Raw genomic sequence first — 19,007 nt, forward strand, 5'->3', positions numbered from 1 at the left:
TCGAAGGTATGCGACGGATTCAATTCGTCAGATCCGTTACCGTCCTTGAAATCCCAGGAATACGCCGTTACGCCCTTATCATCCGTTGAAGCGCTACCCGTAAAGGCAACTGCCAACGGAACTGTCCCTGAAGTTGTATTCGTACTTACTTTAGCTATTGGTGCAATATTTGACGGACCTGTTACCTTTATAATTATAACATCTAAAGCTGATATCCCCTCTTCGTCTTTTACCAATAAGGTAACTTCGTAATTGCCGGCCTCTACAAAGGTATGCTCAGTATCTACGGTACTAGCCGTTTGACCATCTTTAAAATCCCAGGCATATGAAACGATAGCCTTGTCATCAGATGAATCTATAGCATTAAAAGAAACTTTTAAAGGAGCTTCACCATTGATTGGGGAACCGTTGGCAACTGCCACAGGAGATTTATTTATTGGAAATGGAGAACTAGGAAGCGGATCAATATTTGTATCCGTATTATCTTCCTCTGGACCGGACTCCTGCTCTCCTACTATAACGGAAACCGATTCCGTGTTCGTAAGACCTTCGGCATCCGTGACCGTTAGCTCAACAGCATAAGTACCAGCGGTTTCGAACGTATGCGATGCATCCGACTGGTCCGAACCGTTACCGTCCTTGAAATCCCATGAATATCCCGTAACCCCAGTATCGTCAGTTGATCCGCTGCCCGTAAAGGCAACCTCCAACGGAACCGTTCCTGATGTCTTGTCCGCACTCACTTTTGCAACCGGTGCGGTATTCTTTGATTCCACAGTGATGGAGACCGTTTCCGTATTCGTCAGACCTTCCGCATCCGTAACCGTCAGCTCAACTTCATAAACACCTTCCGTTTCGAAGGTATGCGACGGGTTCGATTCGTCCGAACCGTTACCGTCCTTGAAATCCCAGGAATACGCCGTTACGCCTTTATCATCCGTTGAACCGCTACCCGTAAATGCAATCGCCAATGGAAGCGTTCCAGAAGTCTTGTCCGCACTCACCTTTGCGACCGGGGCAACGTTATCAGGGTTCTTTACAGTTATTATTATAACATCCAAATCAGAGATTCCTTCTTCATCTTTTGTAATCAAGGTCACTTCGTAAATACCAGCTTTATCAAAAGTATGCTCAGTTTCTATTGTGCCAGCCGTGTTACCATCTTTAAAATCCCAAGCATATGAGACGATCGCTTTGTCATCTGAAGAATCCATAGCATAAAAAGAAACCTTTAAAGGAGCCTTACCATTAATGGGTGATCCATTGGCAACGGCCACAGGGGATTCATTCTTGGGGAATGGAGAGCTTGGAAGAACATCTACATTCGTATCGGTATTATCTTGTTCTGAACCGGAATCCTGCTCCTCTTGAGTCGTTTCTTCTACCTCCTCAGTTGAAGGAGTTTCCTTTTGCCCGTCTGAACCATTATCTTGGCCTTCATCTGTCTCTACTACAGGTTCCTCTCCACTATTAGTATCATCTTCTTCCTCTTTAGTTATGGGAGTCTCTTCTTGAGAATCAGTTTCTGTTTCTTCTACGGGCGTCTCTTCTGAATCTCCTTCTGCTTTATCTTCAGTCTCTTCTACTTCATCATTTGTAGGTACCTCTTCTTCCTCATCATTTTCCTCATCCCTTGTAACATCGTTATTTTCCTCAACTACTACATCGTCAGTAGTATCTACGTTTACCTCTTCAGGTTCTGGTAAATACGGAACAATCTCTTCTGTGCCTACGGGTACTTCATAAGTTATAACCAAACTACTACCCTCTTGAGTCTTATGTTCTTTTGAAGCAAAGGCAAAATCATCACCATCTTTATGATCCAGTATAAATGTAAAAGGTTCAAGTTCTAAATGGTCGACATCCAAATCTATAGAAACCTCGGCACCAATAATATATTCTTGTTTGGTTTCACCGATTAACACACCTGTATCTGGAGCAGATTTTTCAGTTAGGTTAGTTTCAGACCAATCACTTGATTCTCCCTTATAAACATCAACTTCTCCACTTCCATCATCCGCGTTAATAACAAACATTAAGGCTGCGGTGGTGATTGAACCACCTATAGAATCTATGGGACTGAAATCAAACATTAAATAACTTGTCCGCTCTTCTTCTTCCAATCTTATGATTGGTTCATTGTACCCCTTCCCGTTTTGAAGATAAGCATCATGTATAGGATAAAGAACAAGTGATCTAATTTCAGTTTCTATTACAACCGAATCTTTAATCTGACCATCTAATTGGTCATCAACAGTTTCTTCCTGCTCAATAACTGGGCTGCCCTTATCTTTGACAACGGCATCCCTTAAAGAATCTGTATCCTTGGTACACGCAAGATTTAATAAAAATGTTATTCCTACAAAACACAAAAAATAGGACAAAGTCCGTTTGGGGATGAAATTCATAAATTATCCTATTGGGGCAGGTTTTAAAAATTTTCTCTATAAACTCGAGCTATATACGTTGCCAAATTACAATTTGGTCGACGAAGTATGCAAAAAAAACGATGAAACACACTTTTTAGTGTAAAATGGTACAATAAGTTTTTTTTGTACCACGATGAACCGCCTCAAAAAGGATTAGATTTTAGAAAAGAATCTTCATTTAATTTCCTTGAGTAACCAATAGAATTTTACACGAACCTCTGCTTCTGAAATAGCAGTATAATTTAATTTATAATAGTAGATAAAATATATTAGTTTGCCTACATGCCAAGCAAAACAGATATAGTTATATGAACAAAAAAAAGATTATCTAGATTACATTAGATTAAGTCATATTCCTAGATAAGAATTCACTACTTAGAAGTTTTTTATAAACTAATCGGGAGCTACAAGTGTGTATGAGTCATCACCGTATTCAGGGTCACCCGGTCTCCTCATAATTGTTCGTAAGGTACCTATAGAAGTATTTATTTCCGAAATACCTCTTTGGTTGGATACCGCAACATTCCCCTCATCTTGCCAACGCCATTTATATACACCAATTTTCCAATACCCTCCGTAAGGTTTTTCTACATAAACTGTTCGTTCTTGTTTCCTATATATTTTTTTACCATCAACCCATACCTCATAAAGCCCATTACTTTCATCTCCCCACACAAGGTGTATTACAATTTTCAGCGTCTGCCCAGCTCTAGGCACTACACCTACAGGAGTGAATTTACCCTCAGCAGAAAGAGAATTATTAACTACAAACAATTCCCCAACAGGATTGAGACTACCGTTATAATTAGTAGGCCCTAACTGAATACTGGTCATAGGGTTGGAAGGTATACTAAAACTACCATGCGTCTGCCAAAGAATCCAAGGTAATTCATCCGCTACATAACCATCCTCAAACTTATAATCAAACCCCCACCATTGTTCGGTACCTATAGGATAATCAACATCTGAAGGATGCTCCCTAATTTCTGCTCGATAATTATAATCAGAACCGCATTCTTCTGATGCTACTGGACTAATAGGATTTACCTGAAATTGTACACGACCACCTGAACTCTTTACCATGTTTGAACTGCAATGACTACTAACGAATAACTTATAATCGTCAAAAAAACCATCACTAGGTATATTTATATCACCCCAACACCATACCTTCGCCCCAGCCTCCGTAGCAGAACTGCTTCCTGTTGAACATGGAATATTGCTGACTTTGTTAGAACTTTGGTCTGCCGGAAGAACATTACTACTAGCTTCAGTAGAATCTGTTTCTGTCTCGGATTTCTTTTCAGCTTCCGATTTTTGGACAATCACAGGCATTTGATCAGATGATATTTCTGAAGGCTCCTGATTTAAAACCACGGCATCCGGCAATAAATCTTCATCAGAACAGGAGAATGACAATATTAAGAATAAGGCTATAAACACTTGATTTTTAAAGATTGTAACGGTTAAGTATCTCATAATTTAGGCTTAGGGAAGAAAGAATTCATACCCTAAACGTTAATTACGTTTAGATGTTTATTTTTTTCGATGAAAGACACCATTTCCCTCCAAAAAAAATGAAGGTCTTAATTTTTATCGATAAACGGTATATTTCAAAAAAATAATTTAAGTTTTTTATCTTAAAAATGCCCGTAGAGATCTAGCCTCTTTAGATTTAAAATACTACTTTGTAAACTTTTCAATTACAAAATCCGTATACAATGTGGCAAGACGTTCAAATTGTTTGGCCGAAACTAAGAATGAAACCATTTATTATGAACATCCAACCAAATTATTGAATTACATAGTAACGCGAAAGTTAATCTCCTTTTTTTCAACTATTTCCTATTTACTTTAGCCATTGTCTCAATGACATTATCTTTCTTTGCAAAAAAATTCAGATTTGATTCTCAAATAAACTTCAATCTACTAAAACACGACAACCTTGCTCTTTAATTCGATTGAATTTTTAGTATTCTTACCAATAGTTTTCATACTCTATTGGTTTGTTTTCAACAAAAATCTTAAACTACAAAATGCATTAATACTCGTAAGTTCCTATGTATTTTATGGTTGGTGGGATTACAGATTCTTATCTTTAATCTTAATATCTACTGTAGTTGATTATTTTATTGGTCTTAACCTTGATAAAAGAAATAACATTAACCAAAGAAAATTACTCCTTTGGAGTTCTATGCTATTTAATCTAGGTGTTTTAGGTTTTTTTAAGTACTACAACTTTTTCATAGATTCTTTCATAAACTTATTTCAAACTTTAGGTTATGAAATTAATAGTGTTTGGACACTAAATATTTTGTTGCCGGTAGGTATTTCATTCTATACCTTTCAAACAATGTCTTATTCAATTGATATTTACCAAAGAAAACTCAAGCCTACTAAAAATTTTATAGCTTTTGCATCATTTGTTTCTTTTTTTCCGCAACTCGTTGCTGGACCAATAGAAAAAGCACACAATTTTCTTCCTCAATTTCTTTATAGAAGAACTCTAAAGTTAGTCGATTTTAAATCAGGATTATTTCTTATAGCATTCGGCTTATTTAAAAAAATAGCCGTCGCGGATAATGTTGCAGTGATTGTAGATCGGTTTTATTCCAACAGTGCATTTGAGTCTGTAAATACAACTTTTACAATTATAGCCATTGTCCTTTACTCAATTCAGATTTATTGTGACTTTAGTGGTTATACTGATATTGCGATAGGTATAGCAAAACTTTTCGGGTTCAACCTAATGGATAATTTTGAACGTCCGTATTTCGCTAAGAATCCTATTCAATTTTGGCGCCGTTGGCACATTTCACTTTCTACATGGTTTAGAGATTATGTTTTTATACCATTAGGAGGCTCGAGAGTGTCACATTTCAAAACAATGACCAATATTTTAATAGTTTTCTTGGTTAGCGGGTTGTGGCATGGTGCCAATTGGACTTTTGTAATTTGGGGTTTTGGCCATTTTTTAATTTATCTTTTGTCCGATAGCTTTATTAAACAAATTCCTATAAAGTTGCCCCGCATAATAAGTGGAATTTTAACCTTTGCAGCAGTTTCCTTATTATGGGTTTTCTTTAGATCACAAACCATCCACGAGGCTTATACTGTATTGGATAATTTGTTATTGTTTAATTTTTACAATATGCCATTTAGCCGATTCGACTTCTTACAAGTCCTTTTACTCTCATTTACCTTGCTTATTTCGGATATTTTAATAGAAAAAAATAAACTTCCGCATAATATGTTTACAACAATTATTTATATTATGTTGGTAGTTATTTTTGGAAACTTTAACTCCAACTCATTTATTTATTTTCAGTTTTAATGAAAAATAGCCTAATATATTTTGGAATATTCTTGGCACTGCTATTTGCTTTTGACAAGGTTCTTGCATATACACTAGATTTTATAATAGATCATTCAGATTTTAGATACGTAAACCTATTTCATGAAGAACCTGACATTTATGTTGTTGGAAACTCAAGAGCTGTCTATGCCGTTTGCGAAAGTGAGTTCGACAAAAAATACGATTTAGACATTTTAAATATTTCATTTACTAGGTTGAGCGCTGAAAGCATTCAGTATCTAACATCTTATGTGAACAAGGATAAGTTGTTGTTAATTGAAGTCTCTCCTTTTTTAAGTCAGAATATAAAAGAAAAAGGGACTATCTCCCCAATATTCAATTCAATTAAAGGCTTACGGAATAATGATGATGATAAGAATATTTTGGAAAAATTCTTCAAGAGCTTTAATTTTAATAATCGTGCAACCCTTCGCCTTTTTTATCATTTATTTAAAACTGATAAAAACTGGGTACAAAACAGAGAAATCAACCCTTCCATAATTGAAAAATTAAAAAATACTTCTCCCCATGAATTACATCTAACAGAAGAATTTTTTAGATATCAAGAAATATTAGAAGAGGAAAATTACAGTTACGTATTTTTTCACGCTCCCTATCACCCCATTGCACTATCAAAAATAAAAAATTTAACGTCGGTCCATCGTAAGTTAGACTCTTTAACCCACAATAAATTTATTGATTTGACAGATTTGTTACATGATGACAAATACTTTGCCGATGGTATTCATACCAACTATAAAGCTACTGATTTAATTCATAAAAATCTATTAGAACATATAAAACCATAATCATAATATAAAAGTAAAATGGACTTAATTTTAAGGTAAAGACAACCTTTCTGATAATATAGAAGCCTTTCAACCAAAAAAAATACATTTCATAGGGTTCTGAAGAAAAACTAAGAAGTAATCCATTATGAACCCTTAAATTTACTCATTGAACTCGCATTATATTTCAAACCAAAAAAAGAAATTTCCCCTTGCCAAAAAATAAAAAAGCAAATAGCCGTTTGTTATGGTACGCTAGAAGACTCCGGACCATGTCATTGCCAGAATTTCTCTATAGAATACGTACAGCCTTAAAAAAGAAAAAAGACAAACATACCAAAATAGGATATTTACCTAAAGGAACTATTGACCATCTCCCCAAGAATCTTCTTTTTCTTCCTAAAGAAATAAAAGTTGTTGAGCCAAAAGATTACTCTATTTTTGGAAATACGCTCAATTATCAAAATTCTATAAACTGGCATTACGACATTTCAAATAAAAAACAGTTTCCAAAAGATTATTCTTTTGACATTGATACGCGTAGCGGTAAAAACGGTAATGTAAAAATTGTTTGGGAAATAAATCGCATGCAATATTTGACACATATTTGTCTTAAGTTCATACAAACCAGCGAATCAAGATATTTAAACCAATTTATTGAAATAATTGAGAGTTGGAAAAAAGCAAATCCTTATTTAGAAGGTGTAAACTGGTACTCTAACATTGAGGTCAACATTAGAATTATTAATTGGGTTGCCTGTTGGGAAATTTTAAATGTTAACGATCTTATTGTTCAAAACCATTCTTTTAAACTGTTCGTAGAGACTACTTGGCTTCCACTAATTGAATTACACGCACAGCATGCCTATCGCTATGAATCCAAATATTCCTCTTCAAATAATCATTTAATAGCAGAAGCTAGCGGGCTTTTCATTGCAGGATGTTTTTGGTCTTTTAAAGACTCTCCTAAATGGATAAAAAAAGGACAACATATTTTAGAACGTGAAATCATAAAACAACATTCTGAAAATGGTATAAATAAGGAAGAAGCGTCCGAATACATTCAATTCATTACCGATTTCTTTATGTTAGCATTATTAATAGGTGAACGCTCAGGTCATAGCTTTAGCAAAGGTTACCAAGAGACCTTAAAAAAAATTTTTCTCTATATCCATCATATGATGGATATGTCTGGAAATGTACCTTATTACGGTGACGACGATGATGGAAAAGTACTGTCTTTAAATATAGACGTATACAATGATAATTTTAAGTCATTGCTTACAACAGCAGCTATACTATTCAATGATTCTATATTTAAAAATAAAGAAAGTGTTTTTGACTTAAAAAACAGAATCTTATTTGGTCAAGAAGGAGAAACAATATTTAATTCATTATCCACTGAAGAGGTTACTACTGAAACCAAATTATACGAAAATGAAGGGCATTTTCTGATTAAAAAAAGAAATGGAGAAGGCGAGGAGATATACTTACATGTAGATATTGCACCTCTAGGCTATCTATCTATCGCAGCGCATGGTCATGCTGATGCCCTATCCTTTTTCCTGAATATTGATGGTAAACCTTACATTATTGACCCAGGCACATATACTTACCATTCATTTCCTGAATGGAGAGCCTACTTTAAAGGTACCTTAGCACATAATACCATTCGTGTAGATGGTATTGATCAAGCAGTGAATGGGGGGCCTTGCCTTTGGGTTGACCACTATACCACCAAAGTATTACAAGTAGAGGACACCACCAGAGAAACGATACTAAAAGGATCGCATAACGGATATGAAAAATTAGGAGTAAAACATATAAGAACATACACCTTTGACAAGCTAGAAGAACGGATTACTATACATGACCAATTAAGTGTTCAAGACAATCAAACCCACTCATATGAATACCCTCTGCATTTTCATCCAGAAATAACTATAAACCAATTGTCTCCAAGTAAATTTAGTATTTCTCATCCTAAAAAAAGAAGTTTAATTATTGAACTTGACGAGCACTTGACTCCAAGTTTAGTTAAAGGAGGTGAAAAACCATTATTAGGATGGTTCTCTCCTTCATTTTTACAAAAACAGCCTACATCGGTACTATATAGTAAATTAGAAGTCAAAGGCAACGTAGAACTGGAAACGACCATATACCTAGCATAAAATGAAAAATAAAATACTTATACATGCTCCTAATCTTTCCACACCTGGCGGCAAACAAACCTACTTTGCCTCACTATTAGACCACTTTACTAGTGATATTGACTTTTTCTTTTATGGGGCACAAGGTAAGAAAGAAGGTAAGTTTAAAGTTTTAACAAGACTCTTTTCAGATTTTTGGAAGTTTTACCAAAAACTTAAAGAAAACAAGTATGACTTGGTTCATTTAAATCCTTCCATGAACATGAAGTCATTTTTCCGAGATAGTATTTTTGCGTTAATCTGTAGAATAACTGGAACTAAGATGACCATATTTTGGCATGGATGGCAATGGGAATTCGAAAAAAAGGTTACACAGCGGATTCTCCCTTATTTCCGCCTTACATTTGGTAAAGCGGACTCTATGATTGTTCTTGGAAAAGAATTTGCTGATCAACTAAAAAATTATGGATATAAAAATCCAATTTTGCCAATAACCACGGTTGCCGACCCCATCTTCTTTAAGCTAAAGAATAAATTTGATGATTCTGATTACAAAAAAGTTTCCAAAAATGAAATAACCCTTTTGTTTTTATCACGTATTGAGCGCGTAAAAGGTATCTACGAAGCTCTGGACAGTTTTGAAGCCTTACAACAAAGCTATACGAACATTAAGTTAAAAATAGCAGGTACTGGTGGTGAGCTAGCTGCTGCCGAAGCCTATATTAATAAGCGAGGCATACAGAATATTGAATTATTGGGCTGGATAACTGGTGAGGGTAAAGCTAAGGCATTTTATGAATCAGATATCTACTTACTTCCATCCTATCATGGCGAAGGTCTTCCCTGCTCGATTTTAGAAGCAATGGCCTCAGGCCTTCCTGTTATATCTACAGATGTAGGAGGTATCAAAGACTTCTTTGAAGACGGAAAAATGGGGTATTTAGTTCCAATGAAAGATCCAAAAAAAATAACCGAAAAGTTAACTCTTTTACTTGATAATACCGATGATATCAAAACCATGGGACAATACAATATAAGTTATGCTCATAACAGATTCACTCCTGAAAAAGTTAGTTACGAACTAGAAAAAATCTATTGCAAATCAATTTCGCACTAATAATTTAAACCAGTTTAATTTTTTTGAAGTAAATTATTAATGAAATTCATCATTCTAGAACCATGAATATGATAATCAAAGTTATTAAGTCCTAACTCTTGTCCTTTTAAACCTATTTCAATAGCCTCTTTAGGATTATCTAATACAAATTTCATTTGCTCTGTATAATTAACAATATTGTATTCATTTGCAATCAAAGCAGTTTCTTTATTTTTAAAATAGTTCTTAATTTCTCCAATATTTGTAGTTATTACGGGGTTTGCAGATGCTAAATACTCTCCAATTTTATGTGGAAATCTAGAACTATCTTGTATTGTCGGTCTTAAAGGTATAAGTAATGCTTTGGCATGATTATACAAATGGATTAATTCGTTATATGGTATATTTGTAAAGAGCTTAACTGGTTCACCGATAAACTGAGAATTTATTTTTACTTGTAAATTTTGAGTTTCAAGTTCTGAACCGCCACTTACAATCATGAACATTTTGACTTCATTAGTATTCAAATTTTTATAGCACTCTAAAATAAATTCAATCACTTCCATATAATTGATACTCCCGCAATACAAAAAATATGGTTCTTCAATTATTTTCGCAATATTGAATTTCTCATAATCACATAATATAGGTAGCTTCAAACTTGGTTTATTCGATGCAATTTTATTTTGATAGTTTAAAAGTAAATCGCTAATAGGCATTGCCCCATCAAATAGCCTATAAATCCATTTATCCAATAAAAAATCATTTATTTTGGTGAAATTTGATCTGCGATCCATTGCTGAAGCCATTTCAACCAAGTTATTTATCACTGGAAAACCAAATAATTTTGAGTAGAACAGAAACCGTATTACATGCACTATCTTTCTATTTGAAACAATAGCCGCACTGATATCATTTTTCTTTTTTAAATTTTTAATGAATATATATTCTTTATATATACCTTTAATCTTGCTAACATTTCTATTAATAAAACCTTTTGGTTTAAAAGTACTTTTTGAAGTATAAATGTAGTTCACCCCTTCAAATTTACCTTTATACTCAAGGTCAGGATATTGATTTTCTTTCCAGCCCCCTTTACGACATACTACAGTAACCTTGGCCCCATTATAAACTAAAGCTTTGCTCATTAAAAGCATTCTCTGAACAGATGCCAATCCGTATGGAAATCTGGTTTCCCCTAAAAAGATAATATGTTTTGATTTTTCTTCCATCAATCAAAATAATTTAGGGTAAAAATAAAGCATAGGTATCGGTTAATCTAAAAAAAATTAACATTTAATACCTATTATTCCAACACGTTTCTCCTGTTCAAATAATTAAAAAAACAAAACTGATATTTTCAAATAATTACGAACTGACACTGTAAAAAATAGTTGAAGAGATGGTTATATTTCAGTACTTTTCCACCTTAATAAACAGTATTAACTATACAATACTATAGTTGAAATTTAAAAGTATATGAAAATCATTTTTCTAATCGATAATTTGAGAAAAGGTGGCAAGGAACGCCGAATGTTAGAACTTATAAAAGGACTATCTAAAACAGATAATATTGATTTTGAAATAGTAATTTTTAAAGATCAAATAGAATATGACATTGTACAAGAGTTAAACTTAAAAGTTCATATAATTAAAAGAAAGCCTAAATACTCCCCAAACTCCTTTTTTAAACTCTATTCTATATGCAATCAATTTAAACCAGATATCATACACTCTTGGTCTACCATGTGCTCTATTTTTGCAATTCCCACCTCTCAACTATTAAATATAAAATTGGTTAATGGAAATATTGCTAAAGCACCTCTTAACCTTAACATGCTACATACAGATTTTGCTTTAGCCAAGTTTTCTTTTATATTTTCAGATATAATAATTGGTAATTCAAGCGCTGGTCTAAAGTCTTATAAAGCCCCTTTGTCAAAAAGCATGGCCATTAAGAACGGGTTTGATTTCAAGCGGCTTAAGAATCTCAAAGACCCTAACTTTATTAAAAAAAAATATAACATAACTACTGAACTCATTATCGCAAAGGTCGCGGCCTTTGCTGATCGTAAGGACTATGACACTTATATTGCAGCTGCCCAATTAATTTTGTCAAATAGAAAAGATGTGACATTTCTAGCTATAGGAAATGGTCCAAATCTAGACAAAATTAAAAATAGTATACCCAAAACATTTTTAAAACATATAATTTTTACTGGGGCTATTCAAGATATTGAATCTTTAATTAGTACAATTGATGTTGGTATACTTTCAACTAACGACTCTGTTCATGGCGAAGGCATTTCAAATTCTATATTGGAATACATGGCACTGTCAAAGCCCGTTATTGCAACTAAAGGAGGAGGAACAGATGAAATTGTCGTGGACCAACAAACAGGATATCTAATACCATCAAAAGCACCACAGATTATGGCGGATAAAATAATTGAATTAATAAATAACCCTGAACTATCTAAAAAAATGGGCCTTGAAGGAAGTGAGCGCATAAAGCAACACTTTAATTTAGACCATATGACAACTACTTACCTGGATGTCTATACTAAACTCTTACAGAAAAATAAATAATTACAATTAACGCATCTCTCTAGATGCTGAAAATATAAACCGGAAAAAACGTCCCGTAAAACAAATTTATTCTACGGGACGGCCTATTAATTTATAACATAATACTACCAACAAATACCTTCGTAATTGGAGCTTGGTTTAATATCTTTTACTTTTACAAGATCGATAAAATGCTTATCGGGAAACCTTAAATTAACGTCTTTGAATTCAGGAACATTATGAGAGATAATGATTGTTTCAGAATCATTAATCACCTTCTCTAAATCATCTGAAATTAATTCAGACAAATGTGGTATATGCTTATCAATATAGGCTTTATTAGTCCCAGAAAGTTTTGAAACATTCACATTCTTATCGTAGATAGAAATTGAAAACCCTTTACCCAATAAGTTTTCAGCAAGCTCTACAACTGGGCTATAACGTAAGTCGTCAGTGCCTTTTTTAAAGCTTAGACCTAGTATACCTATCTTCTTCTTGTTTTGGTTTAAAACCAAGCTCAATGCTTGATTTTTTTGATTTTCGTTAGAGTCAAGAATAGAATTCAATACCGGACTTTCCAGATAAAAATCATGTGCCATGGTTTTGAATGCCTTTAAATCCTTAGGCAGGCATGAACCCCCAAATGCAAAACCTGGTTTCAAATAATAAGGAGAAAGATTCAACTGAGTATCCATACAAAAAAGATCCATTAATTCATGCGAATCAATATTCATCTTTTTACAAATATTACCCACTTCATTTGCAAAAGAAACTTTTAACGCGTGAAAAGAATTATTTACATACTTAATAAATTCAGCTATTTCAATATTTGTCTCTTTGAATGGAGCATTAATACCTTTGTACATCTCAACTATTTTTTTGGATGCCTTTTCATTATCCGTGCCAATAACAGTTACCGGTGGATTGTAATAATCATTAACAGCAGAACCTTCTCTCAAAAACTCTGGATTGGAAACAATAGCAAATCCCCCATTTCTTTTCTTTCCGGAGCGTTCCGAAATAATTTCACCTATTTTTTTATTGGTACCTGGTAATACTGTACTTCGAATAATAGCAATATGAAACTCATCTTTTTCCTTTAAAGCCTCTCCTATCTGTTCTGCTGTTTCATAAATAGCATTTAAATTTAAGTGACCATTTACATCAGAAGGTGTACCAACACAAATAATAGAAATTTCCGTGTCCAATACTGCTTGCTTAAAATCTTGTGTAGAAGATATACGACCTTTTTTCCAGTTGGTATTAAGTAAGACATCTATATCCTTTTCAATAATCGTTGGTTTCCCCTGATTTATGAGGTCAATTTTTTGCGCAACTACATCTACTCCAGTAACTGTATGTCCGTTTTCAGCCAAGCACGCAATACTAACACAGCCTACATATCCTAATCCAAATATTGATATATTCATTTCTGATTGTTCTTTTTATTTATTTATTATTTTAATTTATCTAATAAAAGTGTAGTAACGTCATCCCATTCTTCAACCAATGACTGCCTAAATTCTTCTTGTTCCGCAAAAACCATTTCACCGCTTCTCATTTTCTCAACCATTCCAGCAATCTCCTTTGGCTCTAGTTTAAACAGCATTTCTTTTTTAATCATTATTACATTAGCCGGCATGTCCCTAATCCCAGCATAAATAGAGGGTACCCCTAACATTGCCCCTTCTCTTGCTACACTATCTCCCGAAGAAATTACTACCTGGCTAAAATACATTAGCGAATGAATATCCTTAACAGGTTCTTTCAAAATAGTCCAACTTTCCGGAAATTGACTTGCAAGCTCCTTATTCTCCAAGGAAAGTACCACCTTCAAAGACGAAGAAAGTTCTTTAGCTATGGATAAAATAGCTCCCGAATCCTGCGATAGATAATTTGATGTTTCAGTTGAAACCTCTCTAATGAAGATATATTTTTTTGGCTCTAGGTTATACTCACCTAAAGCAGAAATATCCGGTTTGAGATATTGGGGTGATAAATAAGACCACTCCTTTAAAGCATTGAAATACTTAACACCGTCAAACTTCTTTTCAAAAGGAGGTAAGAACACATCATCTGCAGAAAACTTCAAAAGAGGAAACACAAACCTTCTAGGGTCATCAATAAAAGCTACGTTAGGTATCCCCCTAAGTTTAGCAACAAAATTTGCTTGATAATGCGCTGTAATAACAAATCTATACTTAGATGCCTTAACCAATCTAAACAACTTTATAATTCTAGGCAAAACAATTTTGAAGACCATAGAAAACATGCCCTTGTTATGCTTATAATCACCTATACAAATAATATTGTATTCAGGTAATTCATATTGAATAACGGGCAAAAGCTTTCCTCGATTCACACAATAAATATCTATTTCTGAAGGATCAAAACTTTTGATTGTATTTCGAAACAAATTATATTGTGGTAAATGATATATATCAACTAAAACTTTTTTCATGATTTAACTTACTCATTTATTACTTTAGGCCTATAAAACAATAAAAACTTTTATAGCCATTGGTGGTTAGTACTTTAATATTTTACAGGATAACAAACATATCTACTCTACATTTTCAAATTATCAAAAATGGTTAAGAGGTCTGAACAAATTTTCTTTCCATCATTTCGTTGAAAAGCCCGTTTTCTCGCATTCTCACCCATTTTTTGTGCTGCAACGGGATCTTCAACAATTTCAAGTATCGCACCTGCCATAGCAAAAGGGTCTTTACTTTGCACCAATAATCCTTCTTTACCATTCTCTAGCATACAAGGTGTACCCCCACAGTTAGTGGCTACCACTGGCATTCCCAAAAGCATTGCTTCTTGCACGGCATTAGGACTGTTTTCAATGTGGGAAGGATGAACATATAAATCCGAATCAAGTAATTTTTCTACCAAATCATCACCAAATCTTGCTCCTAAAAGTTTCACATTTGACTCGCTAACTTTAACTCCTGCTATTTTTGCCGCTGTTTTGACATAAACAACACCCGTATCAACCCCTATAACCCGCCATACTACCTCTTTAGCCAAAAGGTCATTCAAAATTTTACAAGTCTCAAAAATTGTTTCGAGACCCTTGTACAAATTACTACGAATAGTTGTGGTAATAATAAACTTATCTTTACCCTTAACATGTTTCCATTTATTTTTCCAAAAAACCTCTCTCAGAGTTTCATCACAATGAAAGTAATTTGCTTGAGGAGCCATAATACTTGTTACTCTACGATCCCAATCCGTACGCCCAATAAAATTTTTAGCATTTACGAATATCTCTCTCTCTCGAGCTACCAATCCTGTTTGGGCATAAAAATTATGAATAAGTGAATCCCCCATTAGTATTTTTTTGAATTTTTCAAATCTCAACGTACTCCAGATTTTCATGCCATTTTCATACATCCTTTCGTATACAGTAAGATTTCCCTGGAACCATATAACAGATGGTACTTTTAACGCAGGTACTATTAATGAATAATCCGATTCAGTACCAAAGAAAAGAACTACATCAGGATTGTATTGAGTTACAACCTTCAAGTATCCAGATAATGGTTTTTTAGAAGGAGGCTTGCAAAAGAAACGATTATACCAACGGTCAAATTTAGAATATGGGTGTCGAGGAACCATAAAATATTCCGTTCTTGAATTTTCTAATTGAAATTGATTTGGTTTCTTCGCCAATTCACTGTACACAAATCCAAGTTCTATTTCAGGATAATTCAATAGTTCCTTTTCTAAAGAATCTATCCAGCTGCCGCCCACTGTCTTTTTGGATGACTTAGTGTTAGAAGGCTGCTTATTAGAAAACATTAATACTCGCATAAAAAAAATTTAATAAATTTCATATAATTATCAACGATTCCAAAGGCCAGTTGCCTTTCCTAAGACAATTTTGTTAAATTGAATTGGCGCTAAAATAGGTCCGTAAGCTAAACAAATAATTGTAGCTACAATGACTCCACTAGCACCCCAATCCAAAGTCTTTGCAAAAAAATATGATAAAGGAATATTTAAAATTGTTGCTGCAATTCCAAAAACAAGCTGTAATTGAATCTTACCTACCCCATTAATAAAAACCACAAAAATATTTCCCCACCCAACAATATTCACATAAGCACACATCATTACTGATAAGAATAAGGGTACCTCTATTTCTGGAACCCAAAACTCATAAAACCATGATGATATACTTAGCATAAATATGCTAAGACACAAAAGACCTAACCAAACTTTAATTAGCTTTTTATTAGTTGCTTTTATCCAATTAATATCATTACTAGCATAAGCTTCTGTATAAGCTGACCAAAAAGGCATGGACACAATGGTAAAAACAGCTGTAATCAATCCAAAGTATTTATGTGCGACTGCGTACGCAGGAACTTCAGAAGGCCCCATAGCCTGAGTAATAATCATATTATCTGTTGAAAAAATAATTATAGAACTAAGTTGAACAATAAAAAACCTGAACCCAAGACCAAACAACTCTTTAAAATGACCTTTATTAACAGCTTGGTAAGATGGTGATATAGAGCCATATCGGCCATTGAACAAGAATACGCTAGCTATTACTAAAATAACTAAAGGAGCCATCCCCAAGGCTAAAGACAAGTACAAAAGTGACCCCGAAGTAGTATGAGTTAATATAAATACTATCGTAAGGGAAACAACATTACTTAATAAATTAAAAAAGCCTTCGAAAGCAGGTCTTTGATCCGCTTTAAAAATAGAATATATTAATTTTAATATAAAATTTAGACAAAAGAACGAAAAAGTAGAGATAGCTACTAACCGTAATTCGTCCGCATCTATCGAAGTAGTATTTAAAATAATCTGCCAATTTATCAAAGGTTGTATTAGAAAAAATAAAACTAAAACAATTCCTATCAAAAACCCCAAAATAGCATACGTGGAGCTAACATACGATTTAGCTCTTTCCATATCATTTTCCGCAAGAGCAATAGCCAATTTATTACGTAATCCATTTCCTAGACCTACATCAAAAAAACTAAACCACCCCACTACAGAAGACAAAGTTAACCATATACCATATTGTTCTTTATCAACATACCCAATGGTAAGAGGAACCATTATAAAACCGGTTAAAATACTTAGACCTTTAATAAAAAATGATGCTAGTATGTTTTTTTTTGCTTTAACTGAGCGCTTCTGTCCCCGGTTTATCAAACCGCCTATAGTTTCGCTAATATTTTTTACTATCTTGAACGACATATTTTACTATACAATTGGGTTTAAATTTTAGCTATTAAAAATTTTTTTTATTAGCTAAAACCATATTTACATTTTGTTTTTCTTCCCTATAAAAATGATTGGCAAATATTATGGCCAACATTAAACCATAGTAAAACAGACTAAGTTCAAATAGCGTTAGATTAATCATAGCAAAGGCGAATAAAGCAAAAAAGCCTCCCCAATAATTAGAAACTTTGGCCATTTTCCATGTTCTTATTAAAAAAGCACCAAGAAATCCTATATATAAGACACCTCCAATTAAACCATAATAATAAAACAGTTTAAGATAGCCCACGTGAATTTGCGAGCTCTGACCACCTAATAATTCCACCATTAGTTCAGTGTCTGTTCCACCTGTTCCAAAAATTGGATTCTCTGGAAAAACCCTACCAAAAACCTCAAAAGCCAAAAATCTCGTATCAGCACTTTCCGACATTAATCGATTTTCAATAAACCCTTCGATATCAAAACCTATGACATAAAGACCAATAGTCAATAAGGTTAAAATTCCAAAGCCATAAACAACAAATTGAAGAATACCTGAAACCTTGTTCTTTGACAACCAAACACTTTGACTTGCTACTATTAGAAAATTTAGCATTATCCACCTAGAACTTGAAAGAAAACTGATTAACCCAGAAAGTATTATAAAAAATAAAATTTGAAACTTACCTTTAGTCTTAATCGCAATCAACAAACTAAAAATAGCAATACCATCTATTCCAACTGATGCTAAGTTTATATAAGAAAATATTGAGTTTCGATAGCCTGTAAGAAACCGCCTAATCCTTGCTGTACTTTCATATCCATGACTGTTATAATATTCAACAAGTTGCTCAAACGTTAGCCCTTTTACGTAAATATTTCTCGCAAAAAAAAGAGGGTCTTTTATTTGTATTACAGAAACCACAGCTCCAAGCAATAGACTAACTCCTAAAATTTTCACGCCAATATTTAACCAGTATCGGGGGAAAACGGTATTTTCAACTATAAAAAGCCCATAAAACGTTAACAATATGGAGTTTGAATACAAAACTTTAATCAACCCCTCATCTAAAAATGCCTGTGGATCTACAATTATATTAGAAACAACTGCATACACTACAAAAACACCATAGATAATTAAATAATGTGGTAACACGATATGCTCTTCGTTCTTCCAGATACAAATACATCTATAAGCTATAAATACTAGACAGAAAAGACCTAAAGCAAAAATAGGTTCCATTCCGGCACCCCTATAAATTAAAAAACCAAATAAAGGAAATAGAAAAAGAAGTAGTAAGAATGTTACTTCTGGCAAAATTTTCAAACTAAAAGCAGGTAAATATAACTTCATTTGGATTTCCAATCTTGGAGATTTATCAATCT

The 19,007-nt window shown here is 33.6% G+C and carries 13 protein-coding genes; 5 read left to right on the forward strand and 8 right to left on the reverse strand.

From position 1 onward, the window contains the following. Positions 1-2,408 (reverse strand): PKD domain-containing protein (locus tag KO521_RS15005; RefSeq protein WP_215940729.1); only part of this gene is annotated, 2,408 nt, incomplete at its 3' end. A gap of 414 nt (positions 2,409-2,822) precedes the next feature. Then, complete coding sequence (locus KO521_RS15010; RefSeq protein WP_215940730.1) at positions 2,823-3,908, reverse strand: heparin lyase I family protein; 1,086 nt, start codon at positions 3,906-3,908, stop codon at positions 2,823-2,825. Positions 3,909-4,623: 715 nt separating this feature from the next. Between KO521_RS15010 and KO521_RS15015 the strand changes: the two genes are divergently transcribed. From KO521_RS15015 to KO521_RS15030, 4 genes are all read left to right on the forward strand, one after another. Next, positions 4,624-5,763 (forward strand): MBOAT family O-acyltransferase, encoded by a 1,140-nt coding sequence (locus KO521_RS15015; RefSeq protein WP_252730081.1) that lies wholly within the window; start codon positions 4,624-4,626, stop codon positions 5,761-5,763. Then, positions 5,763-6,593: a hypothetical protein gene (locus KO521_RS15020; protein WP_215940732.1), complete on the forward strand. Its 831-nt coding sequence runs from the start codon at positions 5,763-5,765 to the stop codon at positions 6,591-6,593. Before KO521_RS15015 ends, KO521_RS15020 begins: the two co-directional genes overlap by 1 nt. A gap of 251 nt (positions 6,594-6,844) precedes the next feature. Continuing rightward, entirely contained in the window at positions 6,845-8,743 is a 1,899-nt protein-coding gene (locus tag KO521_RS15025; RefSeq protein ID WP_215940733.1) for an alginate lyase family protein, read from the forward strand. A gap of 1 nt (position 8,744) precedes the next feature. Beyond that, positions 8,745-9,839: a glycosyltransferase family 4 protein gene (locus KO521_RS15030; RefSeq protein ID WP_215940734.1), complete on the forward strand. Its 1,095-nt coding sequence runs from the start codon at positions 8,745-8,747 to the stop codon at positions 9,837-9,839. Between the two features lie 14 nt (positions 9,840-9,853). Here KO521_RS15030 and KO521_RS15035 read toward each other — a convergent pair whose 3' ends face one another. Then, on the reverse strand, positions 9,854-11,050 hold the full coding sequence (locus KO521_RS15035) for a glycosyltransferase (RefSeq protein ID WP_252730113.1): 1,197 nt from the start codon (positions 11,048-11,050) through the stop codon (positions 9,854-9,856). Positions 11,051-11,297: 247 nt separating this feature from the next. Between KO521_RS15035 and KO521_RS15040 the strand changes: the two genes are divergently transcribed. Further along, entirely contained in the window at positions 11,298-12,407 is a 1,110-nt protein-coding gene (locus KO521_RS15040) for a glycosyltransferase (protein WP_215940736.1), read from the forward strand. A 104-nt stretch (positions 12,408-12,511) separates the two neighbouring features. Here KO521_RS15040 and KO521_RS15045 read toward each other — a convergent pair whose 3' ends face one another. From KO521_RS15045 to KO521_RS15065, 5 genes are all read right to left on the reverse strand, one after another. Further along, the gene (locus tag KO521_RS15045) at positions 12,512-13,816 is read right to left on the reverse strand and encodes a nucleotide sugar dehydrogenase (protein ID WP_215940737.1); all 1,305 of its coding nucleotides are present in this window, start codon (positions 13,814-13,816) and stop codon (positions 12,512-12,514) included. Positions 13,817-13,842: 26 nt separating this feature from the next. Then, complete coding sequence (locus tag KO521_RS15050) at positions 13,843-14,847, reverse strand: DUF354 domain-containing protein (protein ID WP_215940738.1); 1,005 nt, start codon at positions 14,845-14,847, stop codon at positions 13,843-13,845. Positions 14,848-14,954: 107 nt separating this feature from the next. Beyond that, positions 14,955-16,208 (reverse strand): glycosyltransferase family 4 protein, encoded by a 1,254-nt coding sequence (locus tag KO521_RS15055; protein WP_215940739.1) that lies wholly within the window; start codon positions 16,206-16,208, stop codon positions 14,955-14,957. Between the two features lie 30 nt (positions 16,209-16,238). Beyond that, on the reverse strand, positions 16,239-17,615 hold the full coding sequence (locus tag KO521_RS15060) for a lipopolysaccharide biosynthesis protein (RefSeq protein ID WP_215940740.1): 1,377 nt from the start codon (positions 17,613-17,615) through the stop codon (positions 16,239-16,241). A gap of 34 nt (positions 17,616-17,649) precedes the next feature. Then, positions 17,650-18,975, reverse strand: coding sequence for an O-antigen ligase family protein (locus KO521_RS15065; RefSeq protein ID WP_215940741.1), 1,326 nt, complete (start codon positions 18,973-18,975; stop codon positions 17,650-17,652). Between the last annotated feature and the right edge of the window lie 32 nt (positions 18,976-19,007).

The organism is Zobellia uliginosa (assembly GCF_018860745.1).
GTDB classification, from domain to species: domain Bacteria; phylum Bacteroidota; class Bacteroidia; order Flavobacteriales; family Flavobacteriaceae; genus Zobellia; species Zobellia uliginosa_B.

Coding starts and splice junctions, on each gene's coding strand:
- KO521_RS15035 (WP_252730113.1), bottom strand. CDS start 11,050: ATGGAAGAAAAATCAAAACATATTATCTTTTTAGGGGAAACCAGATTT.
- KO521_RS15050 (WP_215940738.1), bottom strand. CDS start 14,847: ATGAAAAAAGTTTTAGTTGATATATATCATTTACCACAATATAATTTG.
- KO521_RS15030 (WP_215940734.1), top strand. CDS start 8,745: ATGAAAAATAAAATACTTATACATGCTCCTAATCTTTCCACACCTGGC.
- KO521_RS15060 (WP_215940740.1), bottom strand. CDS start 17,615: ATGTCGTTCAAGATAGTAAAAAATATTAGCGAAACTATAGGCGGTTTG.
- KO521_RS15065 (WP_215940741.1), bottom strand. CDS start 18,975: ATGAAGTTATATTTACCTGCTTTTAGTTTGAAAATTTTGCCAGAAGTA.
- KO521_RS15045 (WP_215940737.1), bottom strand. CDS start 13,816: ATGAATATATCAATATTTGGATTAGGATATGTAGGCTGTGTTAGTATT.
- KO521_RS15025 (WP_215940733.1), top strand. CDS start 6,845: ATGTCATTGCCAGAATTTCTCTATAGAATACGTACAGCCTTAAAAAAG.
- KO521_RS15010 (WP_215940730.1), bottom strand. CDS start 3,908: ATGAGATACTTAACCGTTACAATCTTTAAAAATCAAGTGTTTATAGCC.
- KO521_RS15020 (WP_215940732.1), top strand. CDS start 5,763: ATGAAAAATAGCCTAATATATTTTGGAATATTCTTGGCACTGCTATTT.
- KO521_RS15015 (WP_252730081.1), top strand. CDS start 4,624: ATGCTATTTAATCTAGGTGTTTTAGGTTTTTTTAAGTACTACAACTTT.
- KO521_RS15055 (WP_215940739.1), bottom strand. CDS start 16,208: ATGCGAGTATTAATGTTTTCTAATAAGCAGCCTTCTAACACTAAGTCA.
- KO521_RS15040 (WP_215940736.1), top strand. CDS start 11,298: ATGAAAATCATTTTTCTAATCGATAATTTGAGAAAAGGTGGCAAGGAA.